Annotated in this window: 13 protein-coding genes and 1 riboswitch; of the genes, 1 reads left to right on the top strand and 12 read right to left on the bottom strand. The window is 37.5% G+C overall.

The features are described 5' to 3' along the window. Positions 1–40: 40 nt before the first annotated feature. Positions 41–1,285 carry an MFS transporter gene (locus tag O7776_RS05780; protein ID WP_274309657.1) on the bottom strand — a complete coding sequence of 415 codons (1,245 nt, stop codon included), beginning with the start codon at positions 1,283–1,285 and terminating at the stop codon, positions 41–43. 272 nt (positions 1,286–1,557) lie between these two features. Here O7776_RS05780 and O7776_RS05775 point away from each other — a divergent pair, with 272 nt between their 5' ends. Further along, positions 1,558–2,415 (top strand): YitT family protein, encoded by an 858-nt coding sequence (locus O7776_RS05775; protein ID WP_274309656.1) that lies wholly within the window; start codon positions 1,558–1,560, stop codon positions 2,413–2,415. A gap of 258 nt (positions 2,416–2,673) precedes the next feature. On the opposite strand, the gene brnQ is transcribed toward O7776_RS05775, so the two are convergent. The 11 genes from brnQ to O7776_RS05720 all read right to left on the bottom strand — a co-directional run bounded on the left by brnQ (position 2,674) and on the right by O7776_RS05720 (position 15,689). After that, a complete protein-coding gene (gene brnQ / locus O7776_RS05770; RefSeq protein ID WP_274309655.1) occupies positions 2,674–4,011 on the bottom strand; it encodes a branched-chain amino acid transport system II carrier protein in 1,338 nt (445 codons plus the stop codon). Positions 4,012–4,235: 224 nt separating this feature from the next. Beyond that, entirely contained in the window at positions 4,236–4,811 is a 576-nt protein-coding gene (locus O7776_RS05765; RefSeq protein WP_274309654.1) for an ECF transporter S component, read from the bottom strand. 242 nt (positions 4,812–5,053) lie between these two features. After that, positions 5,054–5,229: riboswitch (FMN riboswitch) on the bottom strand. 309 nt (positions 5,230–5,538) lie between these two features. Continuing rightward, complete coding sequence (locus O7776_RS05760; RefSeq protein WP_274309653.1) at positions 5,539–6,750, bottom strand: hypothetical protein; 1,212 nt, start codon at positions 6,748–6,750, stop codon at positions 5,539–5,541. Further along, positions 6,747–7,280: an RNA polymerase sigma factor SigX gene (locus O7776_RS05755; RefSeq protein WP_274309652.1), complete on the bottom strand. Its 534-nt coding sequence runs from the start codon at positions 7,278–7,280 to the stop codon at positions 6,747–6,749. The genes O7776_RS05760 and O7776_RS05755 overlap by 4 nt, the downstream gene beginning before the upstream one ends. A gap of 397 nt (positions 7,281–7,677) precedes the next feature. Further along, positions 7,678–9,453: an ATP-binding protein gene (locus O7776_RS05750; RefSeq protein ID WP_274309651.1), complete on the bottom strand. Its 1,776-nt coding sequence runs from the start codon at positions 9,451–9,453 to the stop codon at positions 7,678–7,680. Beyond that, positions 9,446–10,162 carry a response regulator transcription factor gene (locus tag O7776_RS05745; RefSeq protein ID WP_274309650.1) on the bottom strand — a complete coding sequence of 239 codons (717 nt, stop codon included), beginning with the start codon at positions 10,160–10,162 and terminating at the stop codon, positions 9,446–9,448. Before O7776_RS05745 ends, O7776_RS05750 begins: the two co-directional genes overlap by 8 nt. 122 nt (positions 10,163–10,284) lie before the next feature. Further along, a complete protein-coding gene (gene ccsA / locus O7776_RS05740; protein ID WP_274309649.1) occupies positions 10,285–11,469 on the bottom strand; it encodes a cytochrome c biogenesis protein CcsA in 1,185 nt (394 codons plus the stop codon). Further along, positions 11,466–13,124 (bottom strand): cytochrome c biogenesis ResB family protein, encoded by a 1,659-nt coding sequence (locus O7776_RS05735; protein ID WP_274309648.1) that lies wholly within the window; start codon positions 13,122–13,124, stop codon positions 11,466–11,468. Before O7776_RS05735 ends, ccsA begins: the two co-directional genes overlap by 4 nt. Before the next feature lie 13 nt (positions 13,125–13,137). Further along, entirely contained in the window at positions 13,138–13,671 is a 534-nt protein-coding gene (gene resA, locus O7776_RS05730; RefSeq protein ID WP_274309647.1) for a thiol-disulfide oxidoreductase ResA, read from the bottom strand. Between the two features lie 105 nt (positions 13,672–13,776). Further along, complete coding sequence (locus O7776_RS05725) at positions 13,777–14,520, bottom strand: pseudouridine synthase (RefSeq protein ID WP_274309646.1); 744 nt, start codon at positions 14,518–14,520, stop codon at positions 13,777–13,779. A 188-nt stretch (positions 14,521–14,708) separates the two neighbouring features. Then, positions 14,709–15,689 carry a D-alanyl-D-alanine carboxypeptidase family protein gene (locus O7776_RS05720; protein ID WP_274309645.1) on the bottom strand — a complete coding sequence of 327 codons (981 nt, stop codon included), beginning with the start codon at positions 15,687–15,689 and terminating at the stop codon, positions 14,709–14,711. Between the last annotated feature and the right edge of the window lie 13 nt (positions 15,690–15,702).

The following is a 15,702-nucleotide window of genomic DNA, read 5'->3' as shown; positions in this document are numbered from 1 at the left end:
ACTACATAAATTCATGTAGTAAATGGCTTTCCCAATTTTTTTACTCTGTTTTAATCGATGGTTTCCCAGCTTCAATTAACGCCTTGCTTAATTTAATACAAACTGTGACAACGAACATTGCCACACCTGTCCAAATTAGTAGTTGCTCAACAGAAACAACATCCGCTAAAGGCCCAAATACTAACATTCCCAATGGCATCATTGACGTTGAAATCATTCCAAACACACCAAATACACGGCCTAAATAATCAGGATCAACTTTTTCCTGTATAATAGTCATCGTTGGTGTGTTGAAAATCGGCATTGACATACCAAATATTCCCATTGCAATTAAGTACAACGTAAAGATCGGTAACACACCTAACAAAATCGTACATATACCCATGACAACTCCAGCTAACATCATTGTATACACACGATTTTTAAATCCTCCCCATGTCGCAATAACCGCTCCACCAATCATCATCCCGACCGAAAAGGCAATTTCAATAGCCGTTAAACGCCAAATATCGTCACCAAACGTTCGCGTCACTTGCAGTGGGGTTAAAAACGCTGCGGGTGCCATCATGACAAATAACAGCGCAAAGAACACGAAGAAGCTTTTTAAAAATGGATGCTTTCGAATATAGTCAATCCCTAACTTAAAGTCTTGCAAATAACCAACTTGCTCATTACTCGCCGCCTTTTTATGCAAAGGAATTTTCAATAATGTTACCAACACAATAATCGCAATTGCAGCCGTAATTACGTCAACAAAGAATATCACTTCCATTGTTGTTAGAGATAACAACGCCGCACTAACCATTGGCGAAACAAACATGGTAATCGCTTGAATCGAACCATTAATGCCATTGATTCGCATCAAATGTTCTTCCGGTACGATTTGCGGCAAAATTGCACCTACAGCAGGTGTTTGAATACCCGTGCCAAGTGCCCGTATCGCTGCCATGACGAATAATAACCAAATCGATTGATAACCCATTAAAAATAATATCGCTAAAATAAGTGTCGATACAGCAATCATTCCATCCGCATAAACAATCAACTTTTTGCGATTAAAGCGATCCGCCCATACTCCCGCTACAGGTGAAAGTATAAATGTCGGGATAAAACCACAAATAATGTAAATCGTCATCATCATACCGGATTGCGTCGACAGCGTGATATACCACATCATTGCATATTGCACAAGCGAAGAACCAAACAGTGAAATCGTTTGGCTACTTAAAAATAATGTAATATCACGTTTCCAAGTTGCATTTTGCAACGTTTTTTCTTCAGTCACTTTGGACACCTCTTTTCACTATCAATTATTCCCTTTTTTAGTTTATCGACGTAATATCATATAACATTACATTAAAAATGTACAGTTCTTTAATCGAAACAAGATAATCGCATATCATTCAATTCATTTATTTCAAAATAAATCTAATCACTAAGAATAATTTACAAGTTTTCTATTGTTTAATCGAGAATTCACATTATTCAGCGCAACAAAAAGCAATCAACTCACTATTCATGTATAATTAATAGTAGTAGTTTATTAGGAGGAGATTTATGGCAAAGAAAAATATTACAAAAGCAATCGGACAAAAGCTATTCATTATTATCGGAGGGTTAATAGCCGCTTACGGTTTAGAGGCAGTCTTAATCCCAAATAATGTATCTGATGGAGGAGTTACAGGAATTAGTATCGTAATATCACAACTAACCCCCGTATCACTAGGGATACTAATTGCTGTACTTAACATTCCATTTATTTACCTAGGCTATAAGCAAATAGGTAAAAGCTTTGCAATTAATTCTGTCATCGGGATTGCTTCATTATCAGCGGGTACAATGTTAATGCATCACGTGCCTACAATCATCACTGGCGATGCATTACTTATTACAGTTGTCGGAGGTATTATTTTAGGCTTAGGAATGGGTCTTGCACTTCGTAATGGTGGTGCTTTAGATGGGCTTGATATGTTAGCCGTATTACTTTCTCGTAAGTTACCATTTGGAACAAGTGATTTAATTCTATTTTTAAACTTCTTCGTTTTCATAATCGTCTCTACAGTATTTGGATTTACAGGGGCGTTACTTTCAGCAATCGCCTATTTTATCGCTTCTAAAGTCATCCACATTGTTGAAGAAGGATTAAGTGGATCGAAAACTTTCAAAATCATTACAAGCGAGCCAATCAATATGGTCGAAACAATTCGTGACCGTTTAGGCCGTAGCGCAACTTTTGCAACCGTACAAGGTGCGTATTCAAACCAAGAATTCAAAGAAATTACATGTGTTATTAACCGTATGGAAGAAAGCAAAATGAAGACAATTATCCGTGAAATCGACCCAAATGCTTTCGTAACGGTTTACGAAGTTGTTGAAGTTAAAGGTGGTAACTTCCAAAAACGCGACGTACATTAACAATTTTAGCCATCCGAATTATTTCGGGTGGCTTTTTAATGCAGAAAAGGGGTGTCCGAGAAGTGATTCTGGGACACCCCTTTGCGCCGAGGATGGAGGCCAGCACGATGCTGGTCATGAATGCGTTGTCACACGATGTGACGGTTTTAGCATTCGTTCTTATTTCGACCACCGCAGAAGCACCGCCTGCAGCGGATAATTAATACACGAATGAAGCACTGCGCGAAAAGTAAATACTTTTCGCTCAGTCCCTTCATTTTATTTTTTTATAAGTGAAACAAAATAGCCAATAACCGCACCCACAACAGCAGGTACAATCCACCCTAAACCAATTGAATAAAGCGGTAACATATCCGCATAGACACTTGCTAATTTCGTTAAAAAGCTAACTTCAAATGCAGGCACACTCGCCACTAATGCATTATAACCATCAATTATACTAATAAAGAAGGTAAATAACATCGCAACCGCAAATATCGGCTGCTTATAGTGAAACAAAGGCCCTGCTAACGCTAAAATAATCAACACAATCGCTAATGGATATAAGAACAATAATACCGGAATCGCATATGTAATAATGTTTGTTAATCCAAAGTTCGCAATTGTAAATGACACCACACATAGTACAATTACAAATACTTTATAGCTAATTTTCGGGAACACCTCATGGAAAAACTCACTACAAGATGTAATTAGCCCGATGCTCGTCTTTAAACATGCTAGCACAATAATAACCGCTAATAAAATCGCCCCATAAGAACCAAAATAATGATCCGCAACTGCAGCGAAAATTTGTCCGCCATTATCAAACGTACCGATCAATGTCACACTAGATGCACCCATATAAGCAATTAGCCCATAAATAAGCATCATTAAAGCCATCGCAAAAATTCCTGATTTCCACGTTGCTTTTGCAATTTCTTTTTTATCTGTAATACCAGTCCGTTTAATCGCATTAATAACAATTATCCCAAATGCCAATGACGCAAGGGCGTCCATCGTATTGTAACCCTCTTTAAAGCCCGTCATAAACGCTTCGTTAATATAGCTACCCGTAGGCTCAACAAAACTACCCATCGGTGAAAATAAACTGATACCAATTAAAATAAATAGGAAAATTAAAAATGCTGGCGTTAAATATTTTCCGATAATGTCCATAATTTTCGCCGGATTTAACGAAAAATAAAACACAATCGCAAAGAACACAAAACTAAATACCGCTAGCCAAATTTTCGTTTGTGCTGGATCAATAAACGGCTCAAACCCTACTACAAACGGTACAGTTGCAGTACGCGGAATCGCAAAGAATGGCCCAATTGTTAAATATAATGCCAAGGCAAAGACTAGCCCAAAAATCGGATGAACCTTACTCCCTAAATCACGTAGTCCATTACTTCCCGATAAGCCAATCGCCAATATCCCTAAAAATGGCAATCCAATCGCCGTTACTAAAAAGCCTGTTAGCGCAAACCAATAGTTTGTCCCAGCTAACTGCCCCATTTGGATTGGGAAAATTAAATTACCCGCCCCAAAAAACATACCGAACAGCATCGTTCCGATCACTGCGTATGTTGAAAATGGTATTTTTTTCTCCATTTCATTCGCTCCCATGATGTTTTCTACGTTGTCTAATAAACGAAATATATTGATTTTTACAACAATAGTCATTATGATAACAGGCTATTACGTCGAATACAATAGCGAATAGTTATTCTTAACCGCGTATCCTAGAATATTATCCCCCTTTTATGTAATAAAAAATACAAAAAAGCTATAGAATACAGCAAAACACTGCATCTCTATAGCTTGTTATAAATTATTTAAAGTGAATATTGTTTACGTTGATTTTCAATCCACACACGCATTGTACGATAGAGCATTGTTACCACGACTAACATTATCACACCTTTGACAATGTTAAACGGTAAAATCCCTAAGACAACAGTTTCATACATATTATATTCAAAGCCTAGTAAATACGTGTAAAGTGGTAAAAATGCTACATAGTTTAATACCGCCATACCTAGTGACATTACTACTGTCGAAACAACTAGACCTGACATTAACCCTTTTACTGAAGGGAATTTTTTATAAATGAAGTACGCTGGTAAAATGAATAATACACCTGTCGCAAAGTTCGCCATATGTCCTACTGGTATACCCTCTGGCGCTCCTGTATAAATCCAATCTAGTACGTTTTTTACTAGCTCGACCATAATACCGGCAACCGGCCCCATTGTAATAGCCGCAATTAATGCTGGCACATCACTGAAATCAATTTGTAAAAACACCGGGAACCATGGTAGCGGGAAATTTAATAACATCAATATGAATGATACCCCACTAAGCATCGCAATCGTTACGAACGAGCGTAACTTTAAACTTCTTTTTTGCATTTGCAATCTCTCCTCTTTGCTGATTCAGTCTCGCAAGAAGAAAGGACGATTCACTTCATTCCACGAAAAAACCCTTATGCACAAACAAGCATAAGGGAGAAATAGGCACACTTAAATAAAGGGTCTATTCGCATTGTTGTAGTATGAGACCAATTTCGTGTATGCAAAAAATATCCCACAATTTGCATAAGAAAAAATTGGCACTACGAACAAGCGACATTTTCATAAAATGACGACCGTACCTTCACCTTCTCCCATCCAGACTATACTGTCGGCTTTGGAATCTCACCAAATCCTGCACACAAATTGTGGCTCGCGGGCTGAAAAAGCTTTGACGCAACGTCCTCCAAGTAAATGGTCAGAAGTTGACACTTTTATTACCGCCGGTCGGGAATTACACCCTGCCCCGAAGATGAATCAATATGAAATTTGTTCGTAAAGTACGAATAACTTTACTACAATTACTATTATAAAATAAAAAACGGAATTGTAAAGACCTTTGCTTACAATTCCGAGTAAATTTATTTGATTAGATTCATTACGATCCGACGTAATTACCTCCAGATTTTTTTTAGCACGCTTGAAAAACACTTCTAAAAAAATCTGTGACATCCGCAAGGGGCATTAGGTCAACACGAAGTTGATCACGAAGGCGTTAGCACAGGACGTGACGCTTTTAGCCTTCGTACCACAATTCAGTCGAGGATTTAGACCCTGCTGAATCAAGTTAAAAGTTATATAAAACGATATTCGCTCCTATTGGCTTCTCTAAAGGCTTTGTGAAGTCAAAACCACTCCAATTATCTTGTACAATATGTTCAAATTTAATTTGTTTATCGAAACTTGCTGCCGTTAATAGCATTCCTTCAATCATACGCATCGCTGCTGTTGGCTCAAATTGTTCTAAATCAAGCGGCTGATCGAATGTAATCGTTACAATATTATCTTTTACTTCTGTATTAAATGTCACATCAGGTAAAATGGCTGATTGATATAGATCATTTGATTCAACTGCCATATTGTTTAATGCTTCTTCAACTGTTGAAAAGCTCGTATGGAAATTTGGGCTTAAATAATATGAGCCATCTTGTTTCTGATAGACAAAATAATTGTATTGTCTTTGTTCACCTTGTAATTGAATTGGCTCTGTCAAATTACCCAAATGATTGAAAAATAAAGGTTCACCTTGTTCATTTTCAAGCTGTACTTCCTTATAAGCATCTCCAAACGTATTGATTAATGCTCCGGTATAATTTGAAATGTTTGCTGAACTTGCATCATAATTATGTCCATCAGGTAATGTATGAATTATTCCGTCCTCTTGTTCATGAAATGTTCCTTTAAATGGGTGATACTCACTAAAGCCTAAAGCTGTTTCATCTATTTTCGATGCAAATGTTTCATACAATTGCAAATTCGTTGGATGATCTGTGCCTACTTTATTTAAAACGATATCATTTGGGATTAAAAAACTTACTGGAATACTTTCTGTACCAACTGATAAGCCCATTTCAAATAATGTAACACCTTCTAATTGCGATTCGTATACAAGTGTTTGTTGTGTCGTCGCATTTACAAAAGCACGCGTTGTCATCAATGAAGATTCCTCAGATTGGTCAGCCATTTTTGCTTCCATAGCGTCACTAGTTGATTCCTTTTCTCCTTCATCACGCGCACTGTTTTCCATTGAAATCGAGTTGTTCCCTATAAATTGTGAACCTATTAATACTAAAATAAATAATGACGCAATCGAGGCAATTAATGGTGTCCAGCGAATTCTTTTTTGTGCTACTTTTTGTAATTGAGGCGGTTTTTCATCAAATGCGCCTTCATCAATTAAACGCTGTAGTACTACATCTTTTGTTCGAAGATCATTTACTTTCGGCGCTTGTTTGAAAAGGTTTTCTAAATTCTCATCATCCCATTGCTCCTTGTTCATAATGAATCGCCCCCCTTTCCATCTTGCTGCTCCAATATTAAACGTAAATTTTTTAATGCCCGGTGCTGCGTTGTTTTTACTTTCCCTTGAGTCCACCCTAAAATTTCGGCAGTCTCCTGAATCGACAATTCTTGCATAAAGCGCATAATAATGACCATTTTTTGATCACCTGTACATTGTTCTAACGCTTCTAGTAATTGCCTAAGCTGATCACTTAACTCTACAAACTGTTCTGGTGATGGGCTATGTGATACGAGCTGCTCTGTCTCCCAATCAAATGCGGTAAATGCATGTTTATCCCGAACCTGCTTTTTTCGGAAGTAATCAATTGCAACATTTTTCGCAATGGAAAATAGCCAGGTTTTTTCGCTGCTTTTCCCTTCAAATCGGTCATAGGCATTCAATACTCTTATATAAACTTCATGAGAAAGATCTTCAGCAGCTGTGCGGTTTTTCACAATATAATACAAAAAGTTAAAAACATCGTGATGATACATATCGTATAACCGATGGAAAATGGATTGTTGCACCCATCCCACCTCCATTTCAATAATTTGTCGTCTCAATGCAAAAAAAGTTACATGTTGTAACAAGTTTATCGTAATTTTATTAAGTTTTATAGATTTGGTACTATCAATTACGCCTCGGCGTAATTGCGTCCAGATTTTTTTCGAGCTCGCTCGAAAAACTCCCCTAAAAAATCTGTGACATCCGCCGGGGCATTAACTTGATTCAGCCGGGGTTTGAACGCCCACTGTATAGATTTGCATATTTAGCATTCAACCCAACTTATAGAAGTTGGGGCTTCTGTACCTGTCACTTCGCTTTCGGTACAAAAAATTTCTGAAGCAAGTTAAAAAATTAAATTCACCATTCAGTTGTAAATGGTGAATTTAAAGAGTAGCAAATGTTAGACTACAACCCTATTTATTTAAGCGGCAAATGGAATGTAAACGTAGTGCCTTGTTGTTCTATGCTTGTTACAGTGATTTTACCTTCATGTGCTTCTACGATATTTTTTGTAATTGCTAATCCAAGACCTGTCCCACCTTTTGAACGTGTGCGAGCTTTATCGGCTTTGTAGAAACGTTCAAACACGTATGGTAAATCGTCTTGTGGAATGCCTTGCCCTGTATCGCTTACTTCGATTTTTGCATATCCTTGGTCTTCTGTAATCGACACGGTAACGAAGCCATTTTGTGACGTATGGCGAATCGCGTTGTCGATTAAATTAGTTAACACTTGTTCAATGCGGTCTTCATCAATCGGAATAATCGTTTCTTGTGGAATCATCGTTTCAAACTTTAATTGTACTTGATGTTCCTTAGCACGCTGATCGAATTTATGTGTCATTCGATCAATAACTGATACTAGCGGTACATCATCTTTATAGAGCGTCATATGACCCGCTTCCATGCGAGCTAAATCCAATAGATCCGTTACTAAGCGGCTCATACGCTGGGATTCATCATGAATAACACGTATCATGTCATTACGTTCTTCCTCAGATTCCACAACTCCATCTAAAATCGCTTCAGAGTAGCCCTGTAGCATTGCGATCGGTGTGCGTAATTCATGTGAAACATTGGCGATAAAGTCTGATTTTAACTTTTCAAGCTTCGTTTCTTCTGTTTTATCGCGAATGACAGCAACCGCGCCACGAATTGACTCGCCACTGTAGAGCGGGCTAATCGAAATACTGTAATAAGATTTGCCAATTTCCAGCTCTTCTTCAAGTTGATCTTCAAAACTTAAAACATGATCTAGCATATGATAAAACTCAACAGGAATCGGTTTTGAGCTATCTAAACCTCTTGTAACAAACCATTTTTGTAGCATGCGTTCAGCAGGTGGATTACTTACTAAAATCGTCTTATCACGGTTAAATGTAATAACGGCATCTGACATCGACGTTAAAACACTAGACAACTGTTCTTTTTCCTGATGAATAACTTCTAAATGGTGCTTTAATTGGCGTCCCATTTGGTTAAATGCAACAGCCAACTGACCAATTTCGTCATTTTGTTTCGTATCTAATTTCGAATCAAAGCGCCCTTTTGCTAATTCAAAGGCATGTTCACGCATTTTCCGTAGCGGTAATGTAATTTTAGAAGATAAGAAAAAAGCAAAAATTGTTGTTAATACAAAAGCAATGGCCGCTGCGATAAAGACAATTTTTGTCGTTTCCTTACTTGTTTGGTGCAATGCCTCTGGATTTTTATACATAAAGACAGCTCCATGCGTTTCCGCTTCGCTCTTTAATGGGAATCCAAGCACAATGTAATTGCTATTTTTATTTTCTTTGGTATTCGATGGCAGTGTTAGTTCTTTAACAATCGGCTCGTCGGTAGCATATACCTTTTCAAATACCTTACTTGAAATAATTTTTTCTTGAATTTCCTCTTTATTAACGCCCTCTTGTACAGAATAAAGCACTTCATCCGAATTTTTTGCAATCAGTACGTTCGTTGTTTCGGTTAATAATTCGGAAATAATGGCAAATTGTTTATCGTCTAATTCATCATGATCAACAATGCTCACAATCGCTGCCGCCGTTTGACGCAATGACATTTCGGATTGTTCATTATTATATTTCTCTAAAAGCTCTAACATGAATAACGTGAAAATGAACAGGACAAACGAAACGAGAAGCAAAATGGTTCCCCATAGCTTCCCGACGATACTTGTTGCTATTCTAATCATTTACGACCTCAAACTTGTAGCCAACTCCCCAAACCGTTACGATCATTTTCGCCGCATTTTCAGAAACACGATTTAACTTTTCACGTAAACGTTTTACATGTGTATCTACCGTACGTAAGTCCCCAAAGAAGTCATAATGCCATACTTCTTTTAATAATTGCTCACGGTCAAATACTTTGTCAGGAGATTTTGCTAAGAAGTAAAGCAACTCATACTCTTTTGGTGTTAAGTTTACTTCTGTACCGTCAGCTGTTACACGGTGCGCATCATGGTCAATTGTTAAATGTGGAAACACAACTAAATCTTTAGATGACGATGAATTATTTACCGGTGAGAACACTGCTGAGCGACGTAAAATCGCTTTCAAACGCAGCACAACCTCACGGGGACTAAATGGCTTTACAATATAATCATCCGCTCCAAGTTCGAACCCTTGTACACGGTTTGCTTCTTCACCTTTTGCTGTAAGTAAAATAATTGGCGTCGTTTTCTTTTCACGTAACTCCGCGCATACTTCTAGTCCATCTTTTTCAGGCATCATAATATCTAATAGTATACAGTGATAATCTTTTTCCATAGCCATTTCAAGAGCTTGTTCTCCATTTTCGGCCTCTTCTACTAAATATCCTTCACGTTCTAAATACATTTTTAATAAGCGACGAATACGATCCTCATCATCAACGATTAATACAGATATATTTTCAGACACTGGTGTTACCCCTTTCAAAACTCTGTTTCTCTTTTCTATTGTACCTGTTCAAATAGCAATTGAAAAGAAAAGCTCAACCAAACAAGGAAGAACTTTTCTAAAAATACGATATTTTGTTAAATTTATGCGTAAGAGTGTAAACCAGCAATTACTAAGTTTACAACAACTAAGTTAAAGATAATAATTACGAACCCAATTACTGTTAACCAAGCTGTCTTTTTTCCTTCCCAGCCCTTTGAAAGACGTAGGTGTAAGAAGGCTGCATAGAATAACCACGTAATAAGCGCCCATACTTCTTTTGGGTCCCACCCCCAGAAACGCCCCCATGCTTTTTGTGCCCAAATCATTGCGAAAATCAGTGCACCTAGCGTAAATATCGGGAAAGCAATTAAAATCGCGCGATAGGCAATTTCGTCTAATAAAGTAGAATTCACACGTTTCACTAATGGTTGTAGCATGGTTGCTACTTTTTTACGGAAGATTAAACGAATTAATCCGTATAAAATCGTACCAAAAAGAATAGACCAAACAACTGATGTTAATTTACGCGCATCAATTAATGCTGGTAATTCTACAAGGGGTGTCATTTTATTTTCTGTCAGCTCTTTATATTCGTTCATACCAAATAATGCTGGCATATTATAAGTTGTTGTACTTACATTATCTAAAGTATCAACGTATTCAAATTCCGCTTTGTAATCCATAGCTGTAAATGTAATCGTCGCAACGATAAAACCTACTACAAGCACACAGCAGAACATCACCGTTTCTAACCAAAAGCTCTCTCGTGATTTTTTCGACATGTCTACATTTTTTAGTAAGTATGCTAACCCAGCAACCGCACTAATCGCAAAAATCGATTGTCCAAATGCTGCCGTAATTACGTGAATCGTTAACCAATGACTTTGTAGTGACGGAACAAGTGGGCTTACTTCACTAGGGAACATTGCCGCATACCCAATGATTAACAAAGCAATCGGAAGTGCAACTACCCCTAGTACTGAAACTTTATACATAAAGTAAATTATGATAAACGACAAAACAATAAACATACCAAATGCCGTTGTAAACTCAAACATATTACTAACAGGGGCATGTCCTGTATATATCCATCGTGTAATGAAATAACCTAATTGCGCTACAAAACCAATGATTGTTAGAACGATTGCAAATTTACCATACTTGTCTGCACGACTTGCCGCTGTATCATTTTTTTCTTTAATGGAACCCGCAAATGCAAATGTTCCGATTAAATAGCAAATGAACGCAACGTACAACAAGTTACCGCTTAAATCGATTAAACTCATGAGGTTTTACCTTCCTTTTCTGTATCAGCCTTTTCATTATTATCTAGTTCATGTTGGTCAATATATTGTGGTAAATGTGCGTGGCTAGTTAGTGCATCTAAATCCTTTTTGATGCCAAACCAGTTCTTATTTGTATGTGCAGCTAAATGGATCGTTCCATCTTCAAGCTGCTCTATCCAAATACGACGGTGATTCCAATATGAACCAATCGCTACACCAATCATGAAAATAATACCACCCACAAATAACATCGGTATTGTTTTATCATGGCGAACCATTAAGCCCGACATATTACGCATTTCTACATTTGAAAACTTCATTTTGTACATATTTTCCCCATCCGGCTCAAGCGTTTGCTGTATCGCTACAAAGCTTGTTTCTCCATCTGGCGTTTCAGGCGTAATCATTTTGAAAATGAACGCCGGATTATTTGGTGTTTGTGTCGCTGTTTGCGGTACGCCCTCTTTAAAGCCTGAGAAGTCAGGGTAGTAGCCCATTAAACGTACTTTAGCGCCATTTCCTAAATCGTACTCATCTTGCGGGTTTGTTAAATCGATGCTAATTTGACCAAGCGATTCTTCAGTTGCTTTATTCGATAAATCAAAAATCATCGTTTTTAACTCATTTAAACGGTAATCCATTTGATATACCGCATATCCATCATGCTTTAATGGGTGATTGACACGGATTTCATAAGACTTCACTTCTTGTAAATTATCAGCTTGTCCAGGAACCGCGTCATCAGCTTGCTTGTACAAGGTGACATTTGTTTGATAGTTTTTTGCCATCGTATTAATACCTTGCTTTAGTTGCTCACCTTGTGGATCATTGTCATACGTTTCTAAAATGAATTTATCATTTTTCAAGAAATAACCATCCATACCTGGAATTGCACGTGTTTCACCCTCACGTAGCCACATGGATTCATCAACGTAAAAGCCTGGCACTAAATGCAGCATAACTCCAACTATAAAGACGATTAAGCCGACATGATTGACATAGGCACCGTAACGAGAAAAACGGCCCTTTTCAGCCATGACTGCGTTATCTTCACGGCGTACATTGTATTTTAAATTTTTCAATTTTTGTTCAACTAATTCTAATGTCTGCTCTTGTTGCCCAGTAGCAACACCGTTTGCAACTACTCGCTGACGCTTCATGAAATTAATATGTCGTTTTACTCGTTGATTTTTTAAAGATTTATGTAACGGGAAACCACGGTCAATACTGGCAATAATTATGGACACACCTAACATTAATACAAGTATTTGGAACCATAGGGATGAATAAAGATCCGATAAACCTAACGCATAGTAAATTTCACCGAACCAACCATAAACATCTGAGTAGTACTGCTTTTTTTCCGCGTCTGTTGCGACACTTATGTAAAATTCCTGCGGTAAAATCGTACCAATCGATGCTGCTATTAAATTGATGATAATGAGTGCAATCCCTACCTTAACACTCGAAAAGAAATTCCAAATTTTATCAATAATTGACTTGTTATAAGTTTTTGAACGAATGGCTGTACCTTCATAGCGCATGTCTGCAATTTTTTTGCTTTTTTCCTCTTCCGATAAAGGAGAACCGCATTTTTGACAGAGATTCGTGCCTTCTGAATTTTCATGCCCGCATTCACAAAGTATTTTATTCATTGCGTAAAAACTCCTATTCCGGCTTTATTGATTCTAAATATTGAATGATTTCTACCTCGCTCATTTCACCTGTTATTACTCGGTCAATCGTACCATCTGGTTTAATAAAAATCGAAGTTGGTAGTGGGCCGATATTATAGGCAGTGAATACACTTTTTGTTTTATCTATAGCAACCGGGAATGTCATGCCCATATTTGTCACATATTTGTTTACTTCAAATTCAGATTGCGCAAAGTTCACAGCAATTATTTCTACACCTTGCTTTTTAAATGACTCGTATTGACGTTCCATTGCAGGAAACTCTCGTTCACAAGGCTCACACCATGTACCCCAGAAATTTAGTAACACACCCTGACCTTTATAATCCTTTAAGCGATGTTTTTCACCATTTAAATCGACCACTTCAAAGTCCGGCGCCTCAGCACCAGCTGTAATCAATTCTATTTTATCCTTCGTTACGGCGGCATATATAGAATATCCAATGGCTAAAGCTAAAATTGCAAGAATCACACCGCGCATAATAGAACGCTTTTTCTTTTGTTCCAAACAGAAAACCTCCTTCCTTTTTCGCAACTACTGTTTGTAATTATAGCAAATTATTACAAAATTAAAATTGCTTTATTTTGAATCCTTTATGAACGTTTCCACTACCTATCTATTGGAATCGATTTTACCAGTTTCGGCTAATACGCGTAATAATTTTACTTCGTGCTTCGTTAACTGACGGTATTCACCTGGTGAAAGACCTGTTAAATCTAGGAATGCAAAGCGCTCACGTTTTAATTTCACAACAGGTGTGCCAATTGCTTCGAACATACGACGTACTTGGCGGTTACGGCCTTCGTGAATGGTAATTTCACAAATCGCTTTGCCTGCTTTTTCATCGAAGCTTGTCATACTTACTTTCGCTGGTGCCGTTTTACCATCTTCAAGCTTAATTCCGCCCTGTAGCTTCATTAACCCTTGCTTCGTTGGTACACCTTTAACACGCGCGATATACGTTTTATCAATTTTGAATTTTGGGTGCGTCATTAGGTTTGAGAACTCCCCATCATTCGTTAATAATAGTAAGCCTGTTGTATCGTAATCTAAACGACCAACTGGGAAAATACGTTGATGTACATGCTTTTTGAAAATATCTGTTACTGTTTTACGACCTTTGTCATCAGTGACAGCGGAAATATAACCACGTGGTTTATAGAGCAAGAAGTACACTTTATCTTCTTTTTCTAATTTCACACCTTCTACTTCGATATCATCCGAATTCGAAACTTTTGTCCCAAGTTCTTTAATAACTTTTCCGTTTACCTTTACTTTACCTTCTAAAATTAATTGCTCTGCTTTACGACGTGATGCTACACCTGCGTATGCAATCACTTTCTGTAATCGTTCCATAAGTTCACCTCATTGATTGATAGTTCGCAAATAACGCAAGCTTCACAGCGTACGTATTCACAGTTTTTACGTTTTTGATTATGTCATACTTCGCTATATTAGAAAAGAGAATATGCTATATTTGTCACATCTTGTCGATTGCATATCGAAAGTTTAGCATTTAAATTCATCTCAATAATTTGTGCACCTTAACGCGCCTTAATTTGTACAAGTTTTGATGCGACGACACGTTCGCCTTCAAATACGCGCCAAGCCGCTCGCTTTGACTCAGGATGCCTAGATACAAGAAGTATGTGCTGAAGCTTTGGTTCCTCTCCTTTTCTTAAAAGCATTTGGATCGGTTCTTCAACCGAAACGGACAGGCCATTCGTTTTGTAAATACCTTTTTTTACAATAACTTCATTCGAAAAATTTGCATCTATATAGTTAGCCAATTCTTTGTGAATATTCCAATCATTCCCTTCATTTAATGTGACGACCACAAATGATTTTTGTTCCCGTTTAAAAAAAGTAGCAAGTGTGCGGCTTGCTACTTTTGTGTACCCTGTTTTTCCAGCGATTGCCCCAACATCTTCGTGAAGTAAGCGATGCTTGTTTTTCCAAGTCATACCTTGCGAAAAAACTTTTGTTGAGGCAACTTTTTGAAATTCCTCATTTTGCATCGCAATTTGTAGCATTTTTGCTGTATCATAGGCAGACGATAAATGCTTATCATCATGTAAGCCCGTTGGATTGGTGAAATAGGTGTTTGTAAGTTGATACAATTTTGCCTTTTCATTCATTAAATAGACGAAGCCTTCAATAGAGCCACCTACATGCTCGGCTAATGCAGTTGCTGCGTCATTGCCTGATTGCATCATAAGGCCATGTACTAAATAGTCGATTGTATAGGTTTGTCCCTGTTCTAAATATATTGAAGAACCCTCCACTGAAGCTGCACGACTTGAAACATACACTAAATCCGTTAACTCACTACGTTCCAGTACGATTAAAGCCGTCCAAATTTTTGTTAAGCTTGCTATTGGTAAGCGCTCGTGTTCATTTTGTCCGACCAATGTACGACCATTTTCGGCATCAATAACTACATAACTTGCATAGGCAGCACTTACTTGATTTGAATGAAAGCCAACAAACAGAATAATTACTAAACTCACTATCCATTTTTTCAACGGACCACTCCTT

The organism is Solibacillus daqui (assembly GCF_028747805.1).
GTDB classification, from domain to species: Bacteria; Bacillota; Bacilli; order Bacillales_A; family Planococcaceae; genus Solibacillus; species Solibacillus daqui.
Note: the sequence above shows the minus strand (reverse complement) of the source record. Positions and strands in the feature narration are given on the sequence as shown.

What these genes read in the sequence shown, in the direction of transcription:
- O7776_RS05775 (WP_274309656.1), top strand. Translation starts at nt 1,558, where the DNA reads ATGGCAAAGAAAAATATTACAAAAGCAATCGGACAAAAGCTATTCATT.
- brnQ (WP_274309655.1), bottom strand. Translation starts at nt 4,011, where the DNA reads ATGGAGAAAAAAATACCATTTTCAACATACGCAGTGATCGGAACGATG.
- O7776_RS05765 (WP_274309654.1), bottom strand. Translation starts at nt 4,811, where the DNA reads ATGCAAAAAAGAAGTTTAAAGTTACGCTCGTTCGTAACGATTGCGATG.
- O7776_RS05760 (WP_274309653.1), bottom strand. Translation starts at nt 6,750, where the DNA reads ATGAACAAGGAGCAATGGGATGATGAGAATTTAGAAAACCTTTTCAAA.
- O7776_RS05750 (WP_274309651.1), bottom strand. Translation starts at nt 9,453, where the DNA reads ATGATTAGAATAGCAACAAGTATCGTCGGGAAGCTATGGGGAACCATT.
- ccsA (WP_274309649.1), bottom strand. Translation starts at nt 11,469, where the DNA reads ATGAGTTTAATCGATTTAAGCGGTAACTTGTTGTACGTTGCGTTCATT.
- O7776_RS05735 (WP_274309648.1), bottom strand. Translation starts at nt 13,124, where the DNA reads ATGAATAAAATACTTTGTGAATGCGGGCATGAAAATTCAGAAGGCACG.
- O7776_RS05725 (WP_274309646.1), bottom strand. Translation starts at nt 14,520, where the DNA reads ATGGAACGATTACAGAAAGTGATTGCATACGCAGGTGTAGCATCACGT.